This is a genomic window from Nostoc sp. ChiVER01, assembly GCF_034531155.1.
Lineage (GTDB): Bacteria > Cyanobacteriota > Cyanobacteriia > Cyanobacteriales > Nostocaceae > Nostoc.
This window is the reverse complement of sequence record NZ_JAVRBS010000011.1, coordinates 177470-200425: the sequence shown is the minus strand read 5'-3', so window position 1 is coordinate 200425 and position 22956 is coordinate 177470. Positions and strand designations below refer to the sequence as shown.

Sequence of the window (22956 nt, the reverse complement as noted above, 5' to 3'; positions counted from 1 at the left end):
ACTAATCAGACTTTTCGTTAAATTTTACCCGTCAATCAGCTGCATTCGTCATGATGGAATTTTACTCTTCATCCGATACCTGCCAGGAGACACCAGCAAATCATCAGGTGACTGGTACTACCTCAAGGGTTTCTCCTTGGCTAAGTCCTCTGGCATATTTATTAGGGCGTCAGTGCCTATTACCATTATTCTTTGGGCAAATTAGCATAACCGGACAAAAAAATATCCCGACAACCGGGCCTGTGATCTTCGCGCCTACTCATCGGGCGCGTTGGGATGCATTGCTCGTACCCTACGCTACCGTTGATTGTCGGAGAGAACAAGACCTGCGGTTTATGGTGACTATCGACGAATGCCAAGGTTTGCAAGGCTGGTTTGTCCGACGTTTGGGAGGGTTCCCTGTAAATTCTAAGCATCCGTCAATCCGCACGCTGCGACATGGAGTTGAGCTACTTCAGCAGCAAAAAACCCTGGTTATCTTTCCAGAAGGTAATATTTTTCGTGATGGTCAAGTTCACCAGTTGAAGCCGGGAATTGCTCGTCTTGCTTTGAGTGCTGAATCTAGTCATTCGGGGCTGGGAGTGAAAATTATACCCATAGGCATCAATTACAGCCAACCTTATCCAAATTGGGGTACAGATGTGAGTATTAACATTGGCTCCCCAATCAGAGTCAAGGATTATATGAGTGGCTACATGAAACAAGATGCTAAAAGTATCACAGTTGATTTAGCAAAGGCACTGCAACAGTTAAGCCATCAAGAAACAAAAATTACTAATCGTGCATTTGCAGAAATTACTAATTCTTGATATTCTCAAAGGTCAAATGTCCAAATGACTGGCTCTTACCCATTGAGTATTAACTGTGCATGATGATTAAGAAACTGGACGTTTTCAAGGTTTGACACTGATTACTTGGTATATTCATCCTGAAAACGTCACAAAATATTAGGGCTTGTTTGCAACCTTTGAGGATGTATACATAATAGATTACCCTCTTTTAATGGAACATTTAGCCAAATTGGCATTTTTTTGAGCCAATAGCTAATAATTGTCTCGAAACAACTGAATTAGTTGATGATAAATATTTTTACTATTTGGTCAAATAATTAAATGAAAGTCTTGAGATTTTCCATAATTTTGTAACCATGACTGGTAAAAACAAAATTTTGGGAAGCGCGGGCTGGAAACATCGCCATGTTTAAATGGTTTGGTGCGATCGCCTTTCACGCCCGATGGAAGCGATCGCAAATACTTCAAGCAGCGTGAAAAGATTCTCGTGCCAAATATTCCACTTAACCTGAGATAATTATTGCAAAGGAAAGTCGGTAGCGGGACGGATGGTGAAGCAGTCTCAATTTTTTCTTAAAAAAACTCTTCATCACGGCGTTGTCAAACTATTCCCAAGCTGCTTGCTGGTAAACCGATGATTAAAAAATCAGAGGAATTAACGCGATCGCTCATAACAACGATTTTAGTTAATTAGTATACAGGGGCAATGGGAACTCTATTAAACCGATTTTCAGTCTAAATCAGAGAAACTTAGGATACGGCTTTGCTTTGTCCAAGACCAAAACAGAGTTAAGATACCCGAAGTTTCTATAACTTTTCTGTATAGTCGTTGCACTACTTGACCCCATGAACACTGCTGTCGCTGTTACCTTGATGCGCCGTACTCTTTTATCAGTCATAGCAGTCCTCAGCCTGCTATCACCTGTGAATGCTCAGGTATCACAGTTACCAGGCACTAATAGCCCACAACCTATTGACCCCAACGATCCCAATAACCTGCGCCCCATAACCCAAAGTAACAGCCTTTTGAGCATTGAAGGTGGCGATCGCTTACTGAAAGAGGCAGACCAAGCCGTTTCTGCTCAAAACTACCCCCTAGCTGTCAAGAAACTGCAAGAAGCGCGTCAGGTTTATAATCAGCTATCTAATTTTTATCAAGAATTAAACTCTAGCTTTTCGGGAATTGACAATAGGGTTTCTGATTCTCAGCGTCAGAAAGCTCTAGTAACAGCGCAAAAGCGAGATGAAGCTACCTTTCAGCTAGCATTGGTACATCGCGCCCAAAATCAGCCAGAATTAGCTGTACCATTGTTGATTCAAATAATTAAGAGTCAAAACCCGACGCGCGATTTAGGTAAAAAAGCCTATAAACAGTTATTTGAATTGGGTTTTGTTGATTCTCCCTATCCTAGAGAAGGTGGTGCTTCATCTTCCTCATCCCCAAAAAAATAAGTTTTTCCCCTCCTCCCGCATTTCTACCTCTCCTAAAGCAGTAGCTTGAGAAGTTCCCAGTGCTAGGATAGGATTATCTACCGTAGCTTTGAGCGATCGTCCTCAAAAATCCATCTCAGATCTGCGTTTATTTCTAGCCTTGCCAAAACCTGAATTTGGCACAGCCATTGCTCCATATCTGTTAATAATAGAAAAGTAAGTTTTTTCAGGAATAGCGATGATTAGTCCGCAGCAGGTTGAGGCAATGATCAAGGCGGAACTGCCAGACGCCCAGGTTCAGGTGCAAGACTTGACTGGTGGCGGTGACCACTATCAGGTAACAGTAGTTTCATCGCACTTTGCAGGTAAGGGACTAGTGCAACAGCACCAGTTAGTTTATGGTGCTTTGGGGCAAGCTATGTCAACTGAAGCAATTCATGCCTTGGCAGTAAAAACATATACTCCTGAATCTTGGCAAGCAACACCAGCTTCCTAAAGTAAAGACGCGATTAATCGCGTCTATAGAGGAGTTAGGAGTTATGAATTTTTAACTTCTCACTCGTCATCGTTGAATGTAACATAGGAAACACAAATACCATGACGCCAGAACTCAAAGAGAAAATTGATAACTTGCTACAACAGAACAAGATTTTAGTTTTCATGAAGGGAAACAAATTAATGCCCCAATGTGGTTTCTCCAACAACGTTGTGCAGATTCTCAATACCTTGGGTGTTCCCTTCGAGACAATTGACGTTCTATCAGACTCTGAAATCCGCCAAGGAATTAAAGAATACTCTAACTGGCCGACAATTCCCCAAGTGTATATCGATGGTGAGTTTGTTGGCGGTTCCGACATTTTGATTGAAATGTACCAAAAAGGTGAATTACAGCAAAAGGTAGAAGTAGCTTTAGCCTCGTAATATTCCTTTACGCAAACCGAAGGGTATACTGCTAAATTTGCGCTTCGCAATCAAGGCAATTTCCCATTTTTAATACCCTTGAAGGTCAGAGAACTGGTATCTCCTCTTTCAAGGGTTTTTTATGGGTTCATAAAAAAATACTTGATTCTGTGTTGGAATTGATTTCAGAGATAGTCAACAATCCCCTCAGTCGTATTGGCAAGACCAATATAGGGCTGAGGGGATGCGTTTTATCAATACAATATCTCCAAATCTCACACCACGGCACTAGTTGACCAATACAGATAATATGCTATAATCATCTGCGGTAATTAACGGTTACTATCAAGGACTAGGTAAATAGTACTTAGTAGTAATCGGGTTGTGGCTGTGGTTGTGGCACTGCAAAATTTGATCCATCGTACAAGTAGCGGCTGGCTTCCTCTTCTAAGCGATGAATCAGGATAGGTTCAAGAATATTACCATGTCGTAATGCGGCTAGATATCCATCCAAATACATCCGCATGTCATCCGTGCGATAACCGCGATTCCATAACTCGACGAAGGCGTCGGTGAGTCTTTGGTAATAGCGGATGGTTTGTGTGTCTTGGAGCATAACTGCTGTATTAAACTCTTTGGAATGAGAATTGTAAATGATTTACGCTCAAATGTGAACTGTAATTTCACTTTGGCATTAACTCAAAGTAAATACATCTATTTTGGACAGTACCCTCCTAACAGCTACAAGCTACTCTAATCCTATTCCAGAAAACATCGATTCTAGTTATCTGCTAAGTTATTTTTATGATTTTCATACACTCAGCAGCCCAATTGTATTGGTGATATATTCGTGGGTGTAGAAACTAATTTCTGCAAGATAGCAATCCACTATATCATCATGGTAAGAAACTGTTGTGGTAAAAGCTAGCTGCTTAGGCTATAGTTTTTTGGCAAATAATATCCATCTAAAAGCAGAATGTTAAGCTAGAAGAACTTTCCATAAGTTTAACAAATATTTCGATAAATTTAACAAAAATTTAAGGATATTTCTAATTGCTTATAGGCAAGGCATAAATTAAACATCTTGCCACTCTTGTTATGAGGAAATGTAAAGTTGATCGCAATTGAAGTAACAAAGGCTACAAAACCTTAGAGATGAGCTTGTTACTTTGAAAGTCATCGACGCTAAGGGGTCTTGCCACTGTGGGTTCGGTTTGTATAGAAATCATTGAGGGGAATCCCCATCTGAGGTCGTTGCTGGGTTGGCACTTGCAACAACTAGAATACCGTGTGCATCAAGCTGCCAGCATTTATCAAGCAAGGGAAGTATTTTTAAGCCATCAACCAACACTGGTAGTTTTAGATGCAGACCTGCCTGATGGTGATGGCATTGAGTTTTGTCGTTGGTTGCATCGTCAGCAGCAACCTCTAATCTTAATGCTATCTGCCCGTAATAGTGAAGGTGATATTGTCGCAGGTTTAAAGGCGGGTGCGGATGATTATCTGAGCAAACCTTTCGGAATGCAAGAGTTTTTAGCACGGGTAGAGGCACTAATTCGCCGGAAGCGCACACCTACTGCACCAGCTTACTTGGATTATGGCACTTTGCAAATCGATTTAGTTCAGCGCCGTGTCCGTTTCCAAGGGGAGTTTATTGACTTAACGCCCCAAGAATTCAGTTTGCTGTATGTTTTGGCACAAGCTGGGGGAGTACCTCTGAGTAGATCAGAATTACTGCGTCGTGCTTGGCCTGATGCTATCGATAATCCTCGTACCATTGATACTCATGTTTTATCGCTGCGGAAAAAGGTTGAACTTGATCCTCGCCAACCTAACTTGATTCAAACTATCCGCAATGTAGGATACCGTTTTAACATGGAAATTTTGAATAGCAATATTTCACAATCACAAACAACAAAGTTAACTAGAGAGAGATTTAATAATCAACGTTCAACGCTTAGTAGTGTGTGATGGGAATGGAGAGTGGGGAATAGGAAGTAGGGAGTGGGGGATGAGGGGATAAGGGGATAATTATTAACTCTTAACTCAGCACTCTTAATGCCCAATGACGATTGACTAATCCAAATTTAAAATCCAAAATCGTCTTGAGCTTCTGCTTGAATTAAGCTTTCTCGTAATTCAACCCAGTTTATTTCAGAGACTCTTTGATTTGACAATAAATGACCTTGGTGTAGGTGTAATAAGCGAGTACAAAACATCTGGGCTAGTTCCAGTTGGTGGTTTACCATCAAAATGGTGGTTTGATGAGTTTGACTTAACTGGGTTAAAACTTGCATTAGATGAGAAGCTGTACCAGCATCAAGGGCAGAGGTTGGCTCGTCTAATAACAATATTTTAGGCTGGATGACTAAGGCGCGAGCGATCGCTACTATTTGTCGTTGTCCCGCAGAAAGTTGCACCTCTGTTCGCCCCAACCATTCACTGGGAATATGCAGTTGTTCTGTCCAGTGACTGACTCGTTGCTCAATTGTCTGTTTGGACAAACCACGCAAAACTAAAGGATAAGCCAAGGCTTGCCCAACTGTCATCCCCAACAGCTTCGATTCTTGCAATACAAGTACAAGCATTTGGCGTAGCTGGATGACGGGAATTTGGCGATATTCTTGGTTTTCTAGATAGATTTTGCCACTAGTGGGTTCAATGAGACGGTTGATGAGTCGTAGTAAAGAAGTTTTTCCAGCGCCTACTGACCCTACAATTGCAATGCGTTCGCCCTGGAATATCTCCAAGGAGATATCTTGCAATATGGGGTATCCTTGCTGATTGCCTGGAAGTTGGGTTTTCAGCTTCGTAAACAGATTAATTTGCTCTAGCCTGAGTGTGGCTTTTGCTGTATTCAAGGGGAGTGGGGAGTGGGGAGATGGGGAAGCAGGGGAGGCAGGGGAGGCAAGAAAAAATAACTAATTCCCAATGCCCAATGCCCCATGCCTAATGCCCAATTTTAAGTTAATTGTCTGGTAGTTAAGGCTGTAGCGATCGCCCAGCCATCGACCAATAATAACAGCAGTGTGAATCCTAGTAAAATCAGGTACATCCACGGCTGCGCTAAAGGGCGAACATCTGTAGTATCAATGCCTGTCTTTGCTTGGACAATTTGCACGAAACGCGCAAATCCAACTACACGCATCGGTAGTAAATAAGCTTTCCCATCCTGGCTGACAAAGTAATAAACTATTCCTCCTTGACCAGTGGTGCGGGGTTTTAACTCTTTCACCTCTGACCAAGGTAAAAACCAGCCTTTACGAAAAAAGCTAGGTACCCAGGCGGGGTAAGTAACCTGAATTCCCTGGTCATCTACCGTTACTCGTTCAGTCAATACAGCATACAAGGCAACGAAGCCGATGCTAATCCCTATCCACAATAATTCTGGGGGTACTGGTGCAGCTGTTACCTGCGATAAGAAGGGTAATGGAACTGTGAGTGCTATGTATAGACTCAGCAGCGTCATCCGAATCAAAGGAGACAGACGAAAAATAGAAGCTGAAATATTGGCTGAGTTTGCTGTCACGGCTCAATTACAATGCTTTTCTTCATTGTACGGTAGGTCTATGTCCTACCTCGCCTGCCGTATATAAGCTATGCCACTTTAATAATTCGTAATTCGTAATTTTTTAGGGTAAATATTTTTGCACTACAATCCAACCAGTAAGGGATACCCAGGCAAATCCTATAAAAAGAATAATATTTACGCCGATGTGTAAGGGTCTAGCCCAAGGTCGTCTGGGACTAATTTGTGTCGCACTGAAAGCAGATAGTAAAACTAATGCTACTACTATCAATCCAGCAACTAAATGTGATGAGTGACCCAAGGAGCCAAAGTGACCGAAAGTGCCAACAACGCCGATCGCTAGCAGTAGTAATACTAAACTTACCATGCTGATGCCCATTGTATAGTGGAGCGATCGCACCCCTTTATTTCCGCCCATAAATGGCGTAATAAAAGGAAATTGCTGCGAAGTTCTCGCCCGAAACATCCAAACGCCGGTGACTGCTAACATCAGATATGCCAGCAGAGACAACCCCATTGACCAGGCGGCAATTTTCCACAACCAAAGAAATGAAGGCAGATTCATAAGATTGATTGTAAATGAAATGCGGAAGACGGGGAAGCAGGGGGGCAGGGAGCAGGGAGCAGGGGAAACAGGGGAAGATGAGGAGGAAGGAGAATAACCAATAGACTTCTTGCATAAGTCGGGAAAAGGGGAAGGTGGGGCCCCCTCTGGGGATAAGGGGCGGGGGGAAGGGGAAAAAGTTCTGTATCGTCCTTTTCCCCTTTAACATGAACCCTTTTCCCCAAGAGTGCAAAAAGCACTTTTGCAAGAGGTTTAATGCTTCATGCCCCATGCCTAATTCTCAATTTTCAATAAATAAAAAAGGCTGCTGAATTAGCAACCCTTAAATGTAGTAAATTTTTTTTTTAATCAACCGATGCTAAACCAAGGAATTGTAAGGGTTTTGTAGTATCTCCGATTTTTGTATTAATTTGCTGCACCATAGGTCTGGTGTTAATAAGGTCATTCTCATCTGCTGAGTCTGCATCAAACTCATAAGCACTGGGTTCGTCGAGCATTAGGCGATCGCACGGGATCTTATCGGATAAAATTGCACTTGCCATCATCCCTGTATGAATCTCCAATTGAGCTTTTCGCGGAGCTTCAAACACTAAACGTTGTCCAGGAAAAACAACCCTTTCAAAGTACCAGTTGGGAATATTGGAGATGCGAGCTATCTGTATTTTGCTCGTGGCATTAATGTAGCAGCAGAGAATTTTTCCCGATTGCTTAGGTGGTAGAGGATCTAATATTTGAGCCATAACTGCGGAGGAGCTTTACGCCACAATTTTACATTACACTAGCCAAGCCTAGCATTGCCTGATCCCCAGTTGCTGTAGCTCCGACTACCAACTGAACTTTTATAGATTATTTTCACCCTTAAGATATATCGCAGGTTATAAAAATTTTGTAAAAATTTACGCCTTGTCTGCAATTTTACACTATGTGAACATCTTTGAATTTTTAATTTCTGGCAAAAAATCTTTAACTTCCTCAGAGCAGATAATTACAAGATAGCTATGGCGAAGATCCCCTTAGCTTGAGCCTAGTTCAGAAGTGTATTTTTGTGTTTCATCTATCGCAGCATTAAAACCCTGAGATCATCGCTTAATGAATGAACTCGATGTTATCGTAAAGCTATATGAAAAATGTCTTCATAAAACTTCTCTTGATCCCATGCGTTTGGTATAGAAAGCAATTTTATTGATTTTTGCATCTGTGAACACAAGTTTCATGCATATCAATAATTTGCTTCAATGTCAAGCAAAATTGTCAGAAATTAAGAGCAGCTAAAACAAAAACACCCTTTAAAACTGGAATTTATCTCGCTTTCCCCAAAGATTGGCAAGATGGAAGTCAAAACACCCATGATGGAAAATCGAATTCTTTACGTTCGCCTTCCTTGTAACCCTATCTTTCCTATTGGGGTTGTCTACCTGAGCGATCATGTCCATAAACAGTTTCCTAATATCGAACAGCGAATTTTTGATTTAGGAACAGTGCCACCTTTAGATTACAGTTCTGCTTTGGATCGCTGTATCGATGAATTTAAACCGACACTGCTAGTATTTTCGTGGCGGGATATTCAAATTTATGCCCCAGTTGGTGGACGCGGTGGGAACCCACTACAAAATGCCTTTGAATTCTACTACGCGAAGAATCCTCTATTGAAACTACGCGGGGGATTAGGCGGTTTGAGAATCTTCATCGCTTACTATGTAGAGTTATGGCGGAACCAAGGCTTAATCAAACGCGGTTTAAAGCGTGCCCAAAAATATAATTCTAATGCCCGTGTAATTGTCGGTGGTGGTGCAGTTAGTGTCTTTTACGAGCAGTTGGGTAAAAGCTTACCTCAAGGGACAATTATTTCTGTGGGTGAAGGGGAAACCCTCTTAGAAAAACTTTTAAGTGGCAGAGATTTTCGAGATGAACGCTGTTATGTTGCGGGAGAAACTCAACCACGGAAAAGGCTAATTCATGAACAACCCACTCCACTAGAAAAAACAGCTTGTAACTATGACTATATCGAAAGCATCTGGCCGGAATTTAACTTTTACCTGCAAGAAGAAGACTTTTATATAGGTGTACAAACTAAGCGTGGTTGTCCTCACAACTGCTGCTATTGCGTCTACACTGTCGTTGAAGGTAAACAAGTCCGCATCAACCCAGCAGATGAAGTAGTGGCTGAGATGCGCCAATTATACGATCGCGGCATTCGCAACTTCTGGTTTACCGATGCCCAATTCATCCCCGCACGAAAGTTTATCGACGATGCCATAGAACTCTTGCAAAAAATCGTCGATTCTGGTATGACAGATATCCACTGGGCAGCATATATCAGAGCTGACAATTTGACACCCCAGTTGTGCGACTTGATGGCAAAAACCGGGATGAACTATTTTGAAATCGGCATTACCAGTGGTTCTCAAGAACTCGTGCGGAAAATGCGGATGGGGTATAACTTGCGAACCGTCTTGCAAAACTGCCGCGATTTAAAAGCAGCTGGTTTTAATGATTTAGTTTCCGTCAACTACTCCTTTAACGTTATTGACGAACGTCCCGAAACTATCCGCCAAACCATCGCCTACCACCGCGAACTAGAACGGATTTTTGGTGCTAATAAAGTTGAACCTGCTATTTTCTTTATTGGATTGCAACCCCATACCCATTTAGAAGAATACGCATTCAAAGAAGGCATCCTCAAACCAGGATATGATCCCATGAGTTTGATGCCGTGGACAGCCAAAAAACTCCTCTGGAATCCCGAACCTCTTGGTTCATTCTTTGGAGAAGTCTGTTTGCAAGCTTGGCAACAAAACCCTAACGATTTCGGACGCGAAGTCATGAAAATCTTAGAAGAAAAGCTAGGTTGTGCCGACTTAGAAGCAGCCCTTTCTGCACCAATAGAGACAAAAGACAAACAGTTAGCAGCTGTTTGATAAAATTTGCAAAACTAGATCAGAGCAAATTTCATCTATCTCCTTGTCTCGCGCCTACTCCCTACCCTAATCACTCCCCCTCTGCGGTTATTTTCTACCCAATCCCATGTTAGAAGGTTCAATCCTACAAAAACTAGAAACAGCCCATCGCCATAGCACTAGGCCAATTCGATTCGGTGTTTACTACAAAAATACCTTAGTTGCCCTGTGCCATGCTCTTGAAGACCATATTTTAACCGACGACGGTACGCCCCTAGTAATTACAGCCTTCCAACAGGGGAAATGGTATCTACAAGAAGCCGGGCGATATGCAGATATCGCCCAGCGCAGCGCCGAAATTGCCATTATGGCTGCTACTGAATCTGGCTTTGCTGAACATCCTACAAGCCTTTTACCCAATGTAGACTTAGTGGCATTAGATTCAGTCGATCCAGTCGCTCAGGAGTGGCACTTAATTATTTTATCTCCTAAATACACAGCAATGGTAATTTGTCAAGAATTATCAGAGGCTGATTATGGCAGCACTGGAGTTCCGACATCAGACTTAGAGCGTAAATTCTATGGCTTGTGGACATTTGAGCCAGAGTTAGTGCAAGAGACAGCAGAAATAGCGATCGCTCACATCAAAAAATACAACCCAGAACTGGCGGAAAAACTCACAGCAGATAAACAGCAAATTGTACCGTCAATGGACAGATCCCAAAATTTAGGTGCAGTTGTCTCCCGTGTTGTAGATTACCTCCAGGCTGGGCAAGATAATTTATCCATCCCTACAGCCCTTCAGAAACAAACCCTAGATCGCAACTTGGTTTCTAACGAAATCCAAGCCTTTTTGCGAATGGCGCAACTGATGGATATGGCAGATGTCAACAATCCAATGGCAGCTGCGGAAGTAGTAGCTCTTGCTGAAGCGATCGGCCAGCTTTTGGATCTTCCTGCATGGCAGATTAAGAGATTACGGCTAGCGGCTTTGTTACATCGCATAGATCCTTTACAAAAAGCAGAAAGCGTTCTCACAGATAGTATATCTACACGCTACCAAGAAGATGCTCCCAGTTGTCCCCTAACTTGTCCCTTAGTACCGGGGGCACAAGTATTGCGAACTATGCCACGACTACGAGCCGTTGCCCAAATTATCACTCACCAAACCGAGTGGTGGAATGGTACAGGAGAACCAGCCGGTTTGGCTGGAGATGAAATTCCCTTAGAGTCGAGAATTTTGTCATTATTGGCAGACTTTCAGTGGCGAGTCAATGAGCTAAAATCGTCAAATCAAAGCCGGGAACAGATATTTACTCAAGCTTTAGATGAGTGCAGACAGCAACAATCTACCCGCTTTGACCCTAAACTTGTAGATACCCTAACTTTATTAGTTATGGGTTTACAACAGGGACTCGACTTACCCATCATGACACCCAAAGTCAGCGCCGGTATCTGGATACTTGATTCCCAATGGGATAGCCATAGCAAGATCAGTGAGGAGATTGGTAGTTACTTTACATGAATATTGAAGCCATTAAATTAGGAAAACTCAAACAGCTTCCAGGGGCAAATTTAGAAGACGAGGAACTCTCTCGACTAGATTTAAGCCGGATTAATCTTGCTGGTGCTACCCTTGTTGGCACTAATTTCGCTGCTTCCAAACTCGAAGGTGGGCATTTGGAGGGAGCAAATTTGATGGGGGCTAACCTCCAAGAAGCTGACTTGCGGGCGAACCTCATGGGAGCAAACCTGATGCAAGCAGATTTAACGGGTGCTGACTTGCGAGGTAGCAATTTGCGTGGCGCTAACTTGATGGGAGCTAGACTCAGTGATGTGTCATTGGTGGGTGCTTTCTTGAGTGGTGCCAATTTGATGAATGTGAACTTGCAAGGCGTTGACTTGCGCGGTGCTGACTTGCGCGGTGCAAACCTGACTGGGGCAAATCTCAAAGGTGCAGACTTGAGCCGCGCCGATTTGCAAGGGGCATTATTGAGTGAAGCAAACCTCGAAGAAGCCGACTTGCGGGGGGCGAATTTGGCGGGGGCGAATTTAACGGGGGCGAATTTACTCTGTGCAGAGTTAGAAAGTACAAATTTGAGCGGCGTTAATTTGAATAAAGCTTGTGTGGTGGGGACAGTTGTAGAGGCTACGTTTTAAATAGGGGTTAATTTATACAAACTGCAATGAATAATATATTAGACTACCCAAATGTATGTCCTCAAAGTAGCCAATTTTCTACACTTAAACCAGGTACACGCTCAAATTCGCGGATATTTGCTGTAACAAGCGTCAGGTTAAGGGCTAGGGTATGGGCAGCAATCAGTAAATCATTGGGGCCGATGGGCTTTCCTGTTTGCTCTAGGTGTGTACGAATTACTGCATAGTGCCGATCCACCGGAGGCGACAGCGACAAAATAGGTAACACTTCAAGAATGCTCTCTAGTTGCTGAAGAAGACGGAGAGAGCCACTTTTAGCTGCACCAAATCGCAGTTCACACACCACAATAATGCTGGTACAAATGCAGTTTTCCTCTACGGCTGCGAGTCGCTGAAACACCAAACCTTGAGGATGTCTTACCAAATCTGAAATGATGTTGGTGTCTAGCAGGTATTGATAGGTCATTGGGTAGGATTAAAGCACAATATCATCGAGTGGCAGTAACCCTTCATCTATGTTAGGAAAATTTTCTGTAATGTCTTCTAAAGTAGCAAGCAGTGAAAGTAGAGAACCGGAAGAAATGGGTTCGATGATTAATCGATTACCTTCTTTGCGTAACAAAACTTCTGTACTGGATAGAGCAAATTCATCAGGAATGGTTAGGACTTGATGTTGCCCATCCCGTAATAGGTAAACATGATATGAGTTTGGCATCAAGCAATCTTCTTAAAATTATAATTATTTCGCCGCAGTGTGTTGCTTTACAATATCATATCAAGTTTTATGCTGCACGGTCGAAATAACTGATGGGTATTAAGCGTTAATTGTTGGGTTTCACTTGGTTGAACTGAAACGCTTTTGCAAAGTTGTATGTGCCTTAAAAATATCTTCTAATAAATCTTGTGGCAATTCTGATATTAAAGCAACTCTATCAGGATTTTGCTTATGTAATATGTACTTTTTTTGAATTGATAATAAACACAATACCAGCCCTGTGAGTTCATAAAAACTTTCTGGTGTTGCCCACCTGTATATATTAAAAATCCTATCAGTAATACACAGAAAGTCCAGAAAACTAACTTGGTAATCTGAATCAAGACTGACTAAATAAGTTTGGTTAAACTCATATCTAGCAATTTGCCAGTATCGCAGGTTTTCCAGAAACTCCGTTTCATCACTTAAATCAGCGATCCACTCCCATTCAGTAGATTCATTGCTATCGTCAACAAAGAAGTTTGTATGGAACTTTCGCAAATGCATTTCTCTTACTCCGATAGAAAACACTACCTCAACTTTTAGCTGATAATACATTTAATAAGCTGTAAGTTAAACAGCTTATCTAAGCTCCTAGTGAAGAATGGGCTAGCTTTCTACGGGAGGATATTTGATGCTACGTGCTGTATTATCAATATATTCTTGTGGGAAAATTTTCCTTCCTAATACCAACGCTTCTTGCCTTTCCTCATCTGTCATATAATCATCTCCCTTGAGTCCTCTTGGGGTATGTCGAGGATTTCCTCCTGCATCCAAATATCGCTGACGTGCGATCGCAAATAGTTCTAATATTCTTTGCGCTTGCTGCTGTCTAATGGCATTAGGTTGCGTCATCGTTTTATTCCCATCCGAAGGTCACTACTTCGCCGTTTTGTAATATCGTTGCCAAGGGTAAAACAGTGCTAGGAGTTTGAATGTGCCAATACCCTGTGTCTTCATCATATAATCTCCAAACAAGTAAATTTAGAGCTTCTAGGGCATTTATTACTAAGTATTGCTCTTGGAGTGGGTTCCACAAATGGTGAGTGTGTATGTAAGCCAGTGCTGATCTTATCAGAGAGGCGATCGCTCAGTCCTTCCTCGTATCCACAAAGCTAGTACACTCATTAACAACACCCCCATCACTCCTTGCAGGGGATTATTATTCACACCAGTTACCCAATCAGGAACTTGGCCAGAATATTTCACTAATTTACCTACATTAATAATGTAGTAACCCCAAACTAAACCGCCATGTAAACCAATTGGAAAACCCAAGCGTCCCCTCCGCCAACGCTTTCCCCATACTTGCGTTAATCCCAGCAGTACTAAAGCTGGAAATTGCGGCAGTGTATGAATAATTGCCTCCAAAGGTTTAATAAAATGCAATGTAGCAAAGGCAGTCGCATCTGTCCACAATGCCACACGCGGACTGTAATCTCGTTGTAATTCATTTAGCAACCAGCCTCGGAATAACAATTCCTCAGCAAATCCAACACCTAAGCCAACAAGTAAACCCTCTAAAATAACTTTCAGCAATAAAACTTTCGGTTGTTGCCACACCAACCAACCCAACAAACTTTCTACCCCAAAAAGTATCAGAATATTAATTATTCCCAGAGCCAAGCCACGCAGTAAATCCACACCGTTTTGTCGCGTGAATTCTAAACCATAATGCCGCAGAATTTGGGACTGTTGATAGACATATTTACCCCATATTCTCAGGAGGCAAATAAATATCGCATATAACAATACCAATGTCAATATACTTTCTAAGTTTGAATCATGCACTAGAAAGTATATTGGTGCAGCCAATGGCAACCATAGCAGCAATAAAATCAAAATAAAACAGCCCAGCCTGATAGGGGCAGGGCGTTCAGCTAAACGGACAAGGTTTTCTTTCATACCAATGTGAGTCACCAGCCAATACTCTATACTTCGACTAATGACCAATGACCAATGACTATTCGTCAGGTTCAATCGTGCTACTTAAACCGTGACTTTTCAATGTTTCGCAATAGAACTCAGCGTGTTCTAGAGCGCAAGTAATAACTAAAGCTAGCCCGTTAGTATGGGCTTCCATCATGATGCTCACAGCTTGGGGTTGGGTAAGGCTAGGTACAGTGGCTATTAGTGATTGTACAACATGCTCCATCGAGTTGTAATCGTCGTTATGGAGCAAAACGCGATACCGAGGCGCGAGCTTACGGGTTGTGGAAGGCTTTTCAATGGTTTCAACTGACACGGCTCTTTGCTCTTTTCTTGTTGATTCACTACTACAAAGTATCTGTGTAGCGATCGCTTAACAGTTATTTACCTATTCTATAGTATTTCTGTCCAAATCCTATGTTAAGAAAACCCTTTGCTGGCAAGGATTGGTCGTATTAGTTTTGTGTAGGCACTTGTGAGGCATGGTTGCCGTGAGAGTGCTACCCTAATGTAACAGAAGCTCCTTTAAAAGTAGCGCATTCTCACTTTTCAATTAAACAAGTTACAAAACAATCGTTGTCGCTGCCCAAACTGCATAATGATGGACATTAGCCTAAATTTTCTTCAACCAGGACAAATTGTGTCTTTAGAGCATGGTGACAGGAATCTGTATGCAGAAGTCATTCAATTTGTAGTTTCCCGCCAGTTATGCTGGGTGCGTCCTTTATTAATGGTTACTTTCATTCAAGAATCGCCGCTAATTACTGATTTGCGAGACGCGTCTGACCTGCTTTGGCCTGCCAACTTATTTCGACCAGCATTAGACACAGAAGTAATTACCTTCTTGAGCCAAGTTTTAGCAAAAGAACCAAAAACGGAACCTGACTCAGCCGCCAAGCAGCAACTCAATCAATTTATTCACCAACTTTGGCAAGCATACCAATAAGAATTAGGGCATTGGGAATTAGGCATTGGTTATTAATTCTTCTCCCCCTACTCCCGACTCCCCATTCCCTTTTAGAGAAGATGTTGCTGAAGCTTTGATGTTAATAACAATACTTTTAAATATCCTCTTACTAAAACATGTTTTATCTACTTGAAATTTTAATTGCTTTAGCCATAATCAAATTCAATTGATATAAGTAATAAATCTCTATACCTAAGCAATTAGGCATATCCTAAATTAGGAACCAACTGAATTCTACCAGCATCCATCTCTGCCATTAATAATTCCAGAGCTTCGTAATCAACGTCAGAAATGTAACCCAGTTCCGTCAATTCTGAGTTGATTTCATTTTCTATCTCAGGAGTTAGTTTTTTAATGTCAAGAGCTTTTTCTACTAATTTACGAATAGCGTACTTAGTTCTCATAAATAATAACCCAAGTTTATATGATACTAATTATTTCCGATTTTTCTAAGCAGAAATAGTGATCTAAAAGTCATATAGATCACAATTTAACTAGTTAAAGAAATAATTTGCTATGAGGATATCGAATGCCATCAGCAACGCTAAAGTGAGGAATTTAACTTACCGTTAAGACTTGACTAAATTAGCTTTGGTTATAGACTAAGCAAGTTTTATCAGCATACTTACTGATGATTTATTGTTTCTACGGCTGTCTATAGTTGATTGTTTTTGAACTAGCATAAAAAAAAAGTATATATAAGCACATTTTAACCTGAAATTATGACAATCTTTAAACAGAGATACTAAAGTAATAAAGATTCAGCAAAGAGAAGTAAGACATATGGGCGATGCAACAAAATAAAGTTTATGTTCAAATAATTCTTAGCTTGACGCTTTAATAATTCTCAATAGGATGTGACTATGCAGGCAGTGCTGAACTATCCGAAGATTGCAGTGATTCGCCCCCAAGGCTTTTTGAATGCTACAAATGCCTTAGAATTTGAACGAGACATGACCACAGCGTTAGCACAAAATGGTATTTCCATCTTGGTAGTAGACCTCGCAGCAGTAGAATCGTTAGACAGCGCTGGGTTGATGGCATTGTTATCTATACACAAGCTGGCTCTTAGTTTAGGAAGGGGTTTTCGACTCTGCGCTATTGCTCCGTCAATAAGAATTATTTTTGAGTTAACGCAACTCGATAGGGTGTTTGAAATATTGGATGGTGAAGTTGAGTTGGCTGCAACATAACTTTATATAAAAGCACCAAGTTTTGGATATGAAAGGGACTTTATGTAAAGGAGTTATAAGTTGCAACGGTAAACTCGGTTATAAGACCTAATTCAATGCTAAGGTTGGGTTTGAGTAGCTGTAATTAAGGTAGCTAGAAGATAGCACAGTGGCTGTTGCAGTTGAAAAATTAATAACATCGGATATTTTAAAACCAGGGCGTTACCTGGGTAATGAGCGTTTAGCAGTACACAAACCTTGGGATACGGCAGCGATACGCTGGGTATTAACTTATCCAGAAGTATATGAAGTCGGTGCATCCAATTTAGGGCACATCATTCTCTATAACATTTTGAATGTCCAACCGCGTCAATTGTGCGATCGCGCCTACCTGCCAGGAAAAGACCTCGCAGCCAAACTACGCGAAACTAATACGCCATTGTTTGCTGTAGAGTCAAAGCGATCGCTCACAGAATTTGACATTTTAGGTTTTAGCCTCAGTTACGAACTGGGTGCAACTAATATCCTAGAAATGTTGGATTTAGCTGGAATTCCCTTGACGTGGCAAGAACGGCAAAATGCAGCAAGGGATGCAGGGGGAGAACTTACGAATCTCCAATCCCAGTTTCCATTGATTTTTGCCGGTGGGCAAACAGCAACATCTAATCCTGAACCTTATGCCGACTTCTTCGACTTTATCGCCCTTGGAGATGGAGAAGAACTGCTGCCAGAAATTGGCTTGGTACTAGAAGAAGGTAAACAAGCAGGATTGAGTCGGGAACATCTGTTACTGGACTTAGCACAGATACCAGGTGTATATGTGCCTCAGTTTTACTACATGGCACAGGATGGCTCAGTTCATCCTCGTCGCCTAGACGTACCAAAACGAATTTTGCGAAGGGTTGCAACTCCCATACCCGCGTATTCCATTGGGTTAGTTCCCTACGTGGAAACGGTGCATGACCGCTTGACCATTGAGATTAGGCGTGGTTGCACTCGTGGCTGTCGCTTTTGTCAACCAGGAATGCTAACTCGACCAGCACGGGACGTAGAACCCAATCAGGTTGTAGATGCAATTGAACAGGGGATGCGGGCAACTGGTTACAATGAGTTCTCCCTATTATCTCTGAGTTGTTCTGATTATTTGTCCCTGCCAGCAGTGGGGATGGAAATCAAAAATCGCTTAAAAAATGAAAATATTTCTCTGACTCTACCAAGCCAACGGGTAGACAGATTTGATGAAAATATTGCCAATATCCTTGGGGGTACGCGGCAAAGTGGACTGACTTTTGCTCCAGAAGCTGGAACTCAGCGAATGCGAGACATTGTAAATAAGGGTTTGACAAATGAAGAATTATTGCGAGGGGTGAAAACCGCTTGGGAGCAAGGCTGGGATAAAATCAAGTTGTATTTTATGATTGGCTTGCCGGGTGAAACGGATACTGATGTTTTAGGCATTGCCGAGACAGTAAGCTGGCTACAGCGAGAATGTCGGGGCAAGGGCAGAAAACCTCTAAACTTTAACCTGACGATTTCTAACTTTACGCCCAAGCCGCATACACCATTTCAATGGCACTCAGTTTCTACCACTGAATTTAAACGCAAACAAAACCTGTTGCGGCAAGAATTCCGCCGAATAAAGGGAGTGAAGGTAAATTTTACCGATGTTCGCATTTCGGCAATGGAAGATTTTGTGGGACGAGGCGATCGCAATTTGAGCAAAGTAGTCAGGCGTGCCTGGGAATTGGGTGCAGGTATGGATTCCTGGTATGAAAATTTAGATCAGGCTTTTAGCGCTTGGGGAGATGCGATCGCTGGGGCCAATCTAGACTGGAAATACCGCCAAGTAGAAAATGGCGAATGGAATTTGTTTCACGCACAAGATCAGACGAAATCGCCAGATGCAGAAAATACCCAATTTTGTACAGACGCGATTAATCCCGTCTCTACCCACTCCCTCGATATTCCCCTCCCTTGGGATCATATTGATACCGGAATTGACAAAAAGTGGCTCAAAGAAGACTTGCAACGCGCCTTAGAAGCTGCAATTGTACCCGATTGCTCTTTTGAAGGTTGTTCCCACTGTGGCGTATGTGGAACCGACTTTGGCCATAACGTTGTGATTGAATCACCAGCTATTCCGAAGTTCGCTGGCGAGTTTGTCCCCAACACAACTAAGGTACAAAGACTGCGAGTTTGGTTTGGGAAACAAGATAATATGGCTTTGGTAAGCCACCTAGATTTAATCCGTCTGTTTGACCGAGTTGTGCGGCGAGCAGGCTTACCAATCGCTTTCACTGGTGGATTTCATCCAATGCCGCGAATTTCTGTAGCAACTGCTTTAGCTCTAGGAGCTACTAGTAGTGGTGAAATTGCAGATTTTGAGTTAACTGTACCAGTGGCAGTCGATACTTTTCGAGAACAGTTGGTTCGGGAAATGCCCACAGACATACCTATATATAATGTGGAGCAGATAGATTTAAAAACTCCGGCAGCTACTCAACTGCTGGAAACAGCAGAATATTTAATTACCGTAGCAGCACTTGAAGAAGTAACACCTATACAATGGCAAGAATGGATTGATACCATCAAAGCAAAAGATGAACTGTGGTACGAGCATACAACAAAGTCAGGCAAGAGCCAGTTAATAAATCTGCGCGATCGCTTATTTGAACTGGAATTAGTAGAAACCCACAAAGGCATTGCAGAATCCATATCTGTTATCCGTTATGTAGGTAGCTATCGCCAAGATGGTTTTCTATTGCGTCCTGAACAAATCCTGTTTATGCTAGGCATGGTGGCTAGTAGAGAATTCCAACTCCTGCACATCCACCGCAATCGGCTAATTTTAGGGGTATAATCCCTGTAGGGCAGCTTGCTAGTAGTTGTCCTAACATGGCTATATCGTTGGAATTGATTTTTAGCAAGGTTGCGTTAGAATGGGGTGAAGAGAAATTTTCTGGCGCTGCATTGAATTTAGCTGGTTCACTACCCTGGTGTTCAGGGGGCGAAAGCAAAGATATTTAGAGTGCAAATTCTAGGATTTTATCCCAGATAAACTGAGGCAGATTAAAGAACCCACACTCTCTCTATAGCTACCTTGTGAATCAGTAACTAACAGCAGGTTCGCTTAAATTCTCTAAATCCATGCTTTTTAAACAGCTGCTGAATGTTTAATCCCCAGTAGTGCCAAAGAGCTAGTGAGCTACTTTTCTAGAGTTGTTCGCCTTTGGCATTCCCGTAGGTTAAACAACTGCTCTCGGTTAGGTCGAATTTGCAGACGTTCACTAGACGCGCAAAGCGCGGCTTAAAGTAGAGTAGCAGCTGGCGTTGCTGAGTATAACCCTAAGGAGAAATCCGGGGAATGGAAAATAGAAATAGTTTCTTTTTCTTAACGACATCAGTAGGTTACTCTCAAATAAAGCTTCCTGAGTTAAAAACTCACTCAGGATTCAGAACTTTTAAACTCAGAACTCTCTTTATTGAGAGTATGGCATCACAAATCAACCACGGATGGTTGATTTAATTGCTTAAACATGCAGCCGTTCTGGAATAATCCACCGTAAAAATGCTCTTAAGAGCGCCAATAGCTATTTAATTTAGAAGCTCAGGTTTGCGATTTTTATTATCAGTAGCACCTTTTGAGGGTTGCAGGGGCAACAAAGGTATAACAAACCTCCAGACCTATTGGTGCTGCCAATTTTGAGGAAATTGAATGCCAAAACAAATTATCATCGCGGAGCAGCACCAAATTGCTGCTGTCTTTTCTGAAGATCAAATACAGGAACTAGTTGTTGCTACGGGTCATCATCAAATAGGTGATATCTACTTAGGAGTAGTAGAAAACGTATTACCTGGGATAGATGCGGCTTTTGTCAATATTGGCGACCCAGAGCGCAACGGTTTTATTCACGTCACCGACTTAGGGCCATTAAAGCTAAAGCGTACCGCAGCAGCAATTACAGAATTACTAGCACCACAGCAGAAAGTTTTGGTGCAAGTAATGAAAGAACCAACGGGGACAAAAGGTCCCCGACTTACGGGTAATATTACTTTACCTGGACGCTACGTAGTACTGATGCCCTATGGTAGAGGTGTAAATTTATCCCGACGGATTAAAAGTGAAAGTGAGCGCAACCGCTTACGGGCACTAGCAATTTTGGTCAAACCGGCGGGAATGGGTTTGCTTGTGCGTACAGAAGCAGAAGGCAAACCCGAAGAAGCGATTATGGAAGATTTGGAATTGCTGCAAAAGCAATGGGAAGCCATTCAGCAAGAAGCGCATTCCACCCGTGCTCCAGCACTACTCAACCGTGACGATGACTTCATTCAGCGCGTATTGCGGGATATGTACGGCGCCGATGTAAATCGGATTGTGGTGGATTCCAGTACTGGTTTGAAGCGCGTGAAGCAGTACTTGCAGAACTGGAGCGGAGGTCAAACACCGCAGGGATTGTTAATTGACCATCACCGCGATCGCTCCCCCATTTTAGAGTATTTCCGTATCAGTGCCGCCATTAGAGAAGCCCTCAAACCAAGAGTAGACCTACCTTCTGGCGGCTACATCATCATTGAGCCGACAGAGGCATTAACCGTAATTGATGTTAACTCAGGTTCCTTCACGCGATCGGCAACAGCTAGAGAAACAGTTTTGTGGACAAACTGCGAAGCTGCAACAGAAATTGCTCGCCAGTTGCGTCTGCGGAATATCGCCGGAGTGATCGTTGTTGATTTTATTGATATGGAATCACGACGCGATCAACTACAAGTTCTCGAACACTTTAATAAAGCACTCAAAGCAGACAAAGCTCGTCCGCAGATTGCCCAATTAACCGAACTGGGTTTAGTAGAACTGACCCGCAAACGGCAAGGTCAAAATATTTACGAATTGTTTGGTGAAATTTGCCCCACCTGTGGCGGTTTAGGACATACTGTGCGTCTGCCTGGAGAAATCGAAAACCGATTACCAATACCAGCAGAAACACCAGAGCGTGAACGTGAACGTTTTGTACCCTTGCCTCATCGAGAACCACGTCAGCCTACTGCCCGCATCCCAGAACCACGAGAAACTTATGATGGATTTGGGGAAGCATTTGACAGCGATCTAGAATCGGGTAACTTAAATCTGATCAATCATCCTAGTTATCAAGACCTTAATGATAATAAGCGTCGTACCCGCACTCGCCGTAGTCGAATTGCTATTAATGGATTAAACGGAAAAGATGAAGCTAGGGTTGTAGCCAATCCACTGGCTTTTGTTAACGAGCCAGACTTAGACCTTGATATTGAACCAGAACTAGGAGTTGCACCAGAGATTTCCTCACCTACCCTTGGTAAACCAGGTTGGAGTGAAAGAGTAGAGCGCACTGTAGTAGATCGCACTATAGACCGGACTGTAGAACGCGCTAAAATTATCAAAGCAGAGCCAGTCAAACCAGTGGTAGAACCACCGGAGATTAGAACTGTAGAAATGAGCCTCCAGGAACAGGATATCTTTGCTTTGATGGGAATATCTCCCTTGGTGAAGTTAGAGCAAGAGGTTAAAAATCCCAAGTCTGTGATTATTAACGTGATTCAACCTGGCCAACAGCCAACGACTCCAACTGAATCAACCTCAGAATCAACTATTGTCCAAAAAGCAACACCTGAAATAATCCCAAGCAAGATACCAATACCAAAAGTTATTGAGCCAGAACCAAAACCTTTGATAGAAGAGACAACTGAACCATCTGAGACTGCTAGCCCAACGAGTAGCTTGTCTGCGAAAGCTTCTGCTAACGAAGATGAAAGTGATGCTAACAGCGCCGCCACTGCTAGCCGTCGCCGTCGCCGTCGTTCCTCAGCCATCGAGGATAATTAGT

Annotated in this window: 24 protein-coding genes; 12 read left to right on the top strand and 12 right to left on the bottom strand. The window is 42.4% G+C overall.

All coding sequences use genetic code 11. The annotated features are described in order from the left end of the window. The first annotated feature begins 50 nt into the window (after positions 1-50). The 4 genes from RMY00_RS16785 (at position 51) to grxD (ending at position 3143) form a co-directional block, all read left to right on the top strand. The gene (locus RMY00_RS16785) at positions 51-809 is read left to right on the top strand and encodes a 1-acyl-sn-glycerol-3-phosphate acyltransferase (RefSeq protein ID WP_322648607.1); all 759 of its coding nucleotides are present in this window, start codon (positions 51-53) and stop codon (positions 807-809) included. Positions 810-1637: 828 nt separating this feature from the next. After that, on the top strand, positions 1638-2243 hold the full coding sequence (locus RMY00_RS16780) for a hypothetical protein (RefSeq protein WP_322648606.1): 606 nt from the start codon (positions 1638-1640) through the stop codon (positions 2241-2243). A gap of 217 nt (positions 2244-2460) precedes the next feature. Beyond that, positions 2461-2718 (top strand): BolA family protein, encoded by a 258-nt coding sequence (locus RMY00_RS16775; RefSeq protein ID WP_100899811.1) that lies wholly within the window; start codon positions 2461-2463, stop codon positions 2716-2718. 101 nt (positions 2719-2819) lie between these two features. Continuing rightward, the gene (gene grxD / locus RMY00_RS16770; protein WP_322648605.1) at positions 2820-3143 is read left to right on the top strand and encodes a Grx4 family monothiol glutaredoxin; all 324 of its coding nucleotides are present in this window, start codon (positions 2820-2822) and stop codon (positions 3141-3143) included. A gap of 346 nt (positions 3144-3489) precedes the next feature. Here grxD and RMY00_RS16765 read toward each other — a convergent pair whose 3' ends face one another. After that, positions 3490-3738 (bottom strand): DUF6761 family protein, encoded by a 249-nt coding sequence (locus tag RMY00_RS16765; RefSeq protein WP_190938947.1) that lies wholly within the window; start codon positions 3736-3738, stop codon positions 3490-3492. Positions 3739-4325: 587 nt separating this feature from the next. Here RMY00_RS16765 and RMY00_RS16760 point away from each other — a divergent pair. Then, entirely contained in the window at positions 4326-5093 is a 768-nt protein-coding gene (locus tag RMY00_RS16760) for a response regulator transcription factor (RefSeq protein ID WP_322648604.1), read from the top strand. Between the two features lie 116 nt (positions 5094-5209). Here the strand turns inward: RMY00_RS16760 and RMY00_RS16755 are convergent, their stop codons facing one another. From RMY00_RS16755 to RMY00_RS16740, 4 genes are all read right to left on the bottom strand, one after another. Continuing rightward, a complete protein-coding gene (locus tag RMY00_RS16755; protein WP_322648603.1) occupies positions 5210-5983 on the bottom strand; it encodes an ABC transporter ATP-binding protein in 774 nt (257 codons plus the stop codon). 101 nt (positions 5984-6084) lie between these two features. Further along, the gene (locus RMY00_RS16750) at positions 6085-6651 is read right to left on the bottom strand and encodes a hypothetical protein (RefSeq protein WP_322648602.1); all 567 of its coding nucleotides are present in this window, start codon (positions 6649-6651) and stop codon (positions 6085-6087) included. 103 nt (positions 6652-6754) lie between these two features. Beyond that, the gene (locus tag RMY00_RS16745; protein ID WP_322648601.1) at positions 6755-7216 is read right to left on the bottom strand and encodes a DUF4079 domain-containing protein; all 462 of its coding nucleotides are present in this window, start codon (positions 7214-7216) and stop codon (positions 6755-6757) included. A 344-nt stretch (positions 7217-7560) separates the two neighbouring features. After that, positions 7561-7956: a DUF1830 domain-containing protein gene (locus tag RMY00_RS16740; RefSeq protein ID WP_322648600.1), complete on the bottom strand. Its 396-nt coding sequence runs from the start codon at positions 7954-7956 to the stop codon at positions 7561-7563. A gap of 588 nt (positions 7957-8544) precedes the next feature. On the opposite strand from RMY00_RS16740, the gene RMY00_RS16735 reads away from it, so the two are divergent. From RMY00_RS16735 to RMY00_RS16725, 3 genes are all read left to right on the top strand, one after another. Beyond that, the gene (locus RMY00_RS16735; RefSeq protein WP_322648599.1) at positions 8545-10134 is read left to right on the top strand and encodes a photosystem II high light acclimation radical SAM protein; all 1590 of its coding nucleotides are present in this window, start codon (positions 8545-8547) and stop codon (positions 10132-10134) included. Between the two features lie 106 nt (positions 10135-10240). Continuing rightward, positions 10241-11638: a DICT sensory domain-containing protein gene (locus RMY00_RS16730; protein WP_322648598.1), complete on the top strand. Its 1398-nt coding sequence runs from the start codon at positions 10241-10243 to the stop codon at positions 11636-11638. After that, positions 11635-12273: a pentapeptide repeat-containing protein gene (locus RMY00_RS16725; RefSeq protein WP_322648597.1), complete on the top strand. Its 639-nt coding sequence runs from the start codon at positions 11635-11637 to the stop codon at positions 12271-12273. Before RMY00_RS16730 ends, RMY00_RS16725 begins: the two co-directional genes overlap by 4 nt. A gap of 61 nt (positions 12274-12334) precedes the next feature. On the opposite strand, the gene RMY00_RS16720 is transcribed toward RMY00_RS16725, so the two are convergent. The 6 genes from RMY00_RS16720 to clpS all read right to left on the bottom strand — a co-directional run bounded on the left by RMY00_RS16720 (position 12335) and on the right by clpS (position 15272). After that, entirely contained in the window at positions 12335-12739 is a 405-nt protein-coding gene (locus RMY00_RS16720) for a type II toxin-antitoxin system VapC family toxin (protein WP_322648596.1), read from the bottom strand. A gap of 9 nt (positions 12740-12748) precedes the next feature. Then, positions 12749-12988, bottom strand: a complete 240-nt coding sequence (locus tag RMY00_RS16715; RefSeq protein WP_322648595.1) for an AbrB/MazE/SpoVT family DNA-binding domain-containing protein — start codon at positions 12986-12988, stop codon at positions 12749-12751. Between the two features lie 120 nt (positions 12989-13108). Continuing rightward, the gene (locus RMY00_RS16710; protein ID WP_322648594.1) at positions 13109-13534 is read right to left on the bottom strand and encodes a hypothetical protein; all 426 of its coding nucleotides are present in this window, start codon (positions 13532-13534) and stop codon (positions 13109-13111) included. Positions 13535-13636: 102 nt separating this feature from the next. Continuing rightward, positions 13637-13882: a hypothetical protein gene (locus RMY00_RS16705; RefSeq protein ID WP_322648593.1), complete on the bottom strand. Its 246-nt coding sequence runs from the start codon at positions 13880-13882 to the stop codon at positions 13637-13639. A 219-nt stretch (positions 13883-14101) separates the two neighbouring features. After that, positions 14102-14932 (bottom strand): type II CAAX endopeptidase family protein, encoded by an 831-nt coding sequence (locus RMY00_RS16700; protein ID WP_322648633.1) that lies wholly within the window; start codon positions 14930-14932, stop codon positions 14102-14104. Between the two features lie 58 nt (positions 14933-14990). After that, complete coding sequence (gene clpS, locus RMY00_RS16695) at positions 14991-15272, bottom strand: ATP-dependent Clp protease adapter ClpS (protein ID WP_100899825.1); 282 nt, start codon at positions 15270-15272, stop codon at positions 14991-14993. 285 nt (positions 15273-15557) lie between these two features. Between clpS and RMY00_RS16690 the strand changes: the two genes are divergently transcribed. Beyond that, on the top strand, positions 15558-15902 hold the full coding sequence (locus tag RMY00_RS16690; RefSeq protein WP_181374237.1) for a hypothetical protein: 345 nt from the start codon (positions 15558-15560) through the stop codon (positions 15900-15902). A gap of 221 nt (positions 15903-16123) precedes the next feature. Here RMY00_RS16690 and RMY00_RS16685 read toward each other — a convergent pair whose 3' ends face one another. Beyond that, the gene (locus RMY00_RS16685; RefSeq protein ID WP_322648592.1) at positions 16124-16327 is read right to left on the bottom strand and encodes a hypothetical protein; all 204 of its coding nucleotides are present in this window, start codon (positions 16325-16327) and stop codon (positions 16124-16126) included. Positions 16328-16786: 459 nt separating this feature from the next. Here RMY00_RS16685 and RMY00_RS16680 point away from each other — a divergent pair, with 459 nt between their 5' ends. From RMY00_RS16680 to RMY00_RS16670, 3 genes are all read left to right on the top strand, one after another. After that, positions 16787-17116, top strand: a complete 330-nt coding sequence (locus RMY00_RS16680; RefSeq protein ID WP_322648591.1) for an STAS domain-containing protein — start codon at positions 16787-16789, stop codon at positions 17114-17116. Between the two features lie 148 nt (positions 17117-17264). Further along, positions 17265-19955, top strand: coding sequence for a TIGR03960 family B12-binding radical SAM protein (locus tag RMY00_RS16675; RefSeq protein WP_322648590.1), 2691 nt, complete (start codon positions 17265-17267; stop codon positions 19953-19955). 855 nt (positions 19956-20810) lie between these two features. Then, positions 20811-22955, top strand: coding sequence for an Rne/Rng family ribonuclease (locus RMY00_RS16670; RefSeq protein ID WP_322648589.1), 2145 nt, complete (start codon positions 20811-20813; stop codon positions 22953-22955). Position 22956: the final 1 nt, after the last annotated feature.

Coding starts and splice junctions, on each gene's coding strand:
- RMY00_RS16785 (WP_322648607.1), top strand. CDS start 51: ATGATGGAATTTTACTCTTCATCCGATACCTGCCAGGAGACACCAGCA.
- RMY00_RS16780 (WP_322648606.1), top strand. CDS start 1,638: ATGAACACTGCTGTCGCTGTTACCTTGATGCGCCGTACTCTTTTATCA.
- RMY00_RS16775 (WP_100899811.1), top strand. CDS start 2,461: ATGATTAGTCCGCAGCAGGTTGAGGCAATGATCAAGGCGGAACTGCCA.
- grxD (WP_322648605.1), top strand. CDS start 2,820: ATGACGCCAGAACTCAAAGAGAAAATTGATAACTTGCTACAACAGAAC.
- RMY00_RS16765 (WP_190938947.1), bottom strand. CDS start 3,738: ATGCTCCAAGACACACAAACCATCCGCTATTACCAAAGACTCACCGAC.
- RMY00_RS16745 (WP_322648601.1), bottom strand. CDS start 7,216: ATGAATCTGCCTTCATTTCTTTGGTTGTGGAAAATTGCCGCCTGGTCA.
- RMY00_RS16740 (WP_322648600.1), bottom strand. CDS start 7,956: ATGGCTCAAATATTAGATCCTCTACCACCTAAGCAATCGGGAAAAATT.
- RMY00_RS16735 (WP_322648599.1), top strand. CDS start 8,545: ATGGAAGTCAAAACACCCATGATGGAAAATCGAATTCTTTACGTTCGC.
- RMY00_RS16730 (WP_322648598.1), top strand. CDS start 10,241: ATGTTAGAAGGTTCAATCCTACAAAAACTAGAAACAGCCCATCGCCAT.
- RMY00_RS16725 (WP_322648597.1), top strand. CDS start 11,635: ATGAATATTGAAGCCATTAAATTAGGAAAACTCAAACAGCTTCCAGGG.
- RMY00_RS16720 (WP_322648596.1), bottom strand. CDS start 12,739: ATGACCTATCAATACCTGCTAGACACCAACATCATTTCAGATTTGGTA.
- RMY00_RS16715 (WP_322648595.1), bottom strand. CDS start 12,988: ATGCCAAACTCATATCATGTTTACCTATTACGGGATGGGCAACATCAA.
- RMY00_RS16710 (WP_322648594.1), bottom strand. CDS start 13,534: ATGCATTTGCGAAAGTTCCATACAAACTTCTTTGTTGACGATAGCAAT.
- RMY00_RS16705 (WP_322648593.1), bottom strand. CDS start 13,882: ATGACGCAACCTAATGCCATTAGACAGCAGCAAGCGCAAAGAATATTA.
- RMY00_RS16700 (WP_322648633.1), bottom strand. CDS start 14,932: ATGAAAGAAAACCTTGTCCGTTTAGCTGAACGCCCTGCCCCTATCAGG.
- RMY00_RS16690 (WP_181374237.1), top strand. CDS start 15,558: ATGGACATTAGCCTAAATTTTCTTCAACCAGGACAAATTGTGTCTTTA.
- RMY00_RS16685 (WP_322648592.1), bottom strand. CDS start 16,327: ATGAGAACTAAGTACGCTATTCGTAAATTAGTAGAAAAAGCTCTTGAC.
- RMY00_RS16680 (WP_322648591.1), top strand. CDS start 16,787: ATGCAGGCAGTGCTGAACTATCCGAAGATTGCAGTGATTCGCCCCCAA.
- RMY00_RS16670 (WP_322648589.1), top strand. CDS start 20,811: ATGCCAAAACAAATTATCATCGCGGAGCAGCACCAAATTGCTGCTGTC.